Source organism: Mucilaginibacter sp., from assembly GCF_036383575.1.
Classification (GTDB): domain Bacteria; phylum Bacteroidota; class Bacteroidia; order Sphingobacteriales; family Sphingobacteriaceae; genus Mucilaginibacter.
The window spans coordinates 1-2,585 of record NZ_DASVOB010000134.1; the positions used below are offsets into that span (position 1 = coordinate 1).

Here is a 2,585-nt window from a genome sequence, read left to right on the forward strand (position 1 = left end):
CATTTTAACGCGGTCGCTGTGGTTGTTGAATATGTTTAGCGTTGTACCAGCTATCAAAGCATCACGAAGGCTGTTTTGCTGATAAAGGAAGCCAGGGTTGGTACCTGGTTCAGGATCGGTCCAAACACCCCACTCATCAACAACAAGGGCTACTTTTTTCTCCGGGTCATATTTATCCATAATGGCCGAATGTTTAGTAACCAGTTCTTCCATTTTAAGACAATTAACCATAGTGCCAAAGTATTCTTTCTCGCTAAAATCAGTTGCCGAGCCTTTTTTGCCCCAGTTACCGGTAGGTATGGTATAATAATGTAACGACAAGCCCGACATCATCCCGCTCGAAATATTTTTCATACAAACTTCTGTCCAGTGGTAGTCATCAGCATTTGGTCCGCTGGCTATTTTTTTCAGTTTAGCACTCGGATAATCTTTGGCAAAGGAGGCATAGCGCTTAAACAAATCGGTATAATACTCAGGCGTCATGTTACCGCCGCAGCCCCAGCTTTCGTTACCTACACCCCAAAAAGTTACTTTATAGGGAGCAGGGTGCCCGTTCTTCTTACGCAGTTGCACTACAGTGCTGGTGCTATTTGAGTTTAAGTATTCAATCCATTTCGACATTTCATCAACCGTACCGCTACCCACGTTACCTGCAATGTACGGCTCGCAACCCAGCAGGTCGCAAAGTTCCAGGAACTCGTGTGTGCCAAAGCTGTTATCTTCGGTAATTCCACCCCAGTTAGTGTTTACCATACGCGGACGTTCGGCAGGAGCTCCAATACCGTCGCGCCAGTGATATTCATCGGCAAAGCAGCCGCCGGGCCAGCGCAGGTTAGGGATCTTTATCTTTTTGAGGGCATCAACAATATCAAGTCTGATGCGGTCCTGCTTTTTTACCGGCATGGTTTTATCAACCCAAAAACCGCCGTAAATGCCGTGACCGAGGTGCTCGGCAAACTGACCGTAAATGTGCTTGCTAATGGTGGTTTTTGAATCGGTACTGATATTAAGTGTACCTGTTTGCCCGAAGGATGCCGAGCTCAATAAAGACAAAGCGATAACGCCGAGGTGTAAAAACGGGTTCTTTTTCATTGAAACTTAAGGTTGCTAATTGTACAGTAAAGAAAAGAAAAATTTTATTAATAAGTGTTAAAAGAACAATAAAAATATCTGAACCATGATTAGCTTGATTTAAGGATTACCTTGAATTATAGGCATGTTGGAAATGAAAATCAATGATTAACGCATCGTGAAATCCTTTAATCAAGCTAATCAAGGTTCTTTTTTATAAACTCTTCAAACTTTTCACTGCTGTAATCAGCTGCGCCGGAGTGTTTGTAAATGAGCTTGCCATCTTTACCAAATACCAGGGTGGTGGGGATGGTGCCATCGAGCAAAGTATCGGGTGCGTTGCTCATTTGGATATATAACGGCAGGTCGTATCCATTTTTAAGCATGAAAGCTTTGGCTTTGGGGAGGTCGTTATCTACATCAACCAAAAGGAAGGCTACTTTTGGGTCGTTCCTGAACTTTTTGTAGAGCTCATTTACCTTAGGCATTTCGGCAATGCAAGGTGGGCACCAGGTTGCCCAATAATTGATAAATACTACTTTAGGTTTTAAGGCGCTTAACGCTATAATACTGCCATTGACGTCTTTAAACTGAATGTCGGGAATATTGGTAAAGCTTTCGTGGCGATTGGTGTATCCCTCCGCATCTGGCTGGAAAAAGCCAATTGACATTAGCCCCCTGATCACATAGCCTTTAACATTTGGGTTGAAAATGACCAACAGGGCAAACGCTACAAAGAGGCTGCTGAAAATGTTTGATGCCGATATTTTTTTCCGTTGGATCATAAAATGATATTTAAGAGTTTTTACCTATGCCTGGTCTACTGATGAAATCTTTCGCCTTAGCGCCTTTGCGTGAAATTAATTCACTGCGGCAATTTATCCCCTATCGCTCCATAAACCCAGGTACCCAAAATGGCGCTCAAAAGTGTAACGAAAGTAACCAAAAAACCGCTGCCTATCTGCGCAAACAATGGCCCCGGGCAGGCACCTGTAATGGCCCAGCCTAAGCCAAATATCAATCCTCCGTAAACATTGCCCCAGTTGAATTTTTTATCGGGGATAACAATAGGCTCTCCTGAAAGGGTTTTGATTTTGAAACGTTTAATGATCAAAACGGAGATCATCCCTACAACAATGGCACTGCCGATGATACCGTACATATGAAACGATTGCAGCCTGAACATTTCCTGGATCCTGAACCAGGAGATCACCTCTGATTTTACCAGCACTATGCCAAAAAGCAGGCCTGCAAACAGGTATTTGATATTGCGCATATTATAAATGTAAAAGGTAAGGTAAAATAAACCAGGTCATGATAAAGCCGCCGGCCATAAAGCAGCAGGTAGCTACTAATGACGGCCATTGCAGGTTCGAGATGCCCATAATGGCATGGCCCGATGTGCAGCCGCCGGCATACCTTGTACCAAAGCCTACCAAAAAGCCACCAATCACCATAAAAATAAAGCCTCTTAAAGTGAGCAGCTGATCAAAACTGAAAATATCCTTTGGCAG

At 43.5% G+C, this 2,585-nt stretch carries 4 protein-coding genes; all 4 read right to left on the reverse strand.

Annotation, left to right across the window (positions count from 1 at the left end; genetic code table 11):
- Nucleotides 1-1,092, reverse strand: a 1,092-nt coding sequence (locus VF500_RS04890; RefSeq protein WP_330858605.1) for an alpha-N-arabinofuranosidase, incomplete at its 3' end; no start/stop codon positions are given.
- Between the two features lie 176 nt (nucleotides 1,093-1,268).
- Nucleotides 1,269-1,856, reverse strand: coding sequence for a TlpA disulfide reductase family protein (locus VF500_RS04895; protein ID WP_330858606.1), 588 nt, complete (start codon nucleotides 1,854-1,856; stop codon nucleotides 1,269-1,271).
- Nucleotides 1,857-1,936: 80 nt separating this feature from the next.
- The gene (locus VF500_RS04900) at nucleotides 1,937-2,347 is read right to left on the reverse strand and encodes a DUF6691 family protein (RefSeq protein ID WP_330858607.1); all 411 of its coding nucleotides are present in this window, start codon (nucleotides 2,345-2,347) and stop codon (nucleotides 1,937-1,939) included.
- A gap of 1 nt (nucleotide 2,348) precedes the next feature.
- Nucleotides 2,349-2,585 (reverse strand): YeeE/YedE family protein (locus VF500_RS04905; protein WP_330858608.1); only part of this gene is annotated, 237 nt, incomplete at its 5' end.

Coding starts and splice junctions, on each gene's coding strand:
- VF500_RS04895 (WP_330858606.1), bottom strand. CDS start 1,856: ATGATCCAACGGAAAAAAATATCGGCATCAAACATTTTCAGCAGCCTC.
- VF500_RS04900 (WP_330858607.1), bottom strand. CDS start 2,347: ATGCGCAATATCAAATACCTGTTTGCAGGCCTGCTTTTTGGCATAGTG.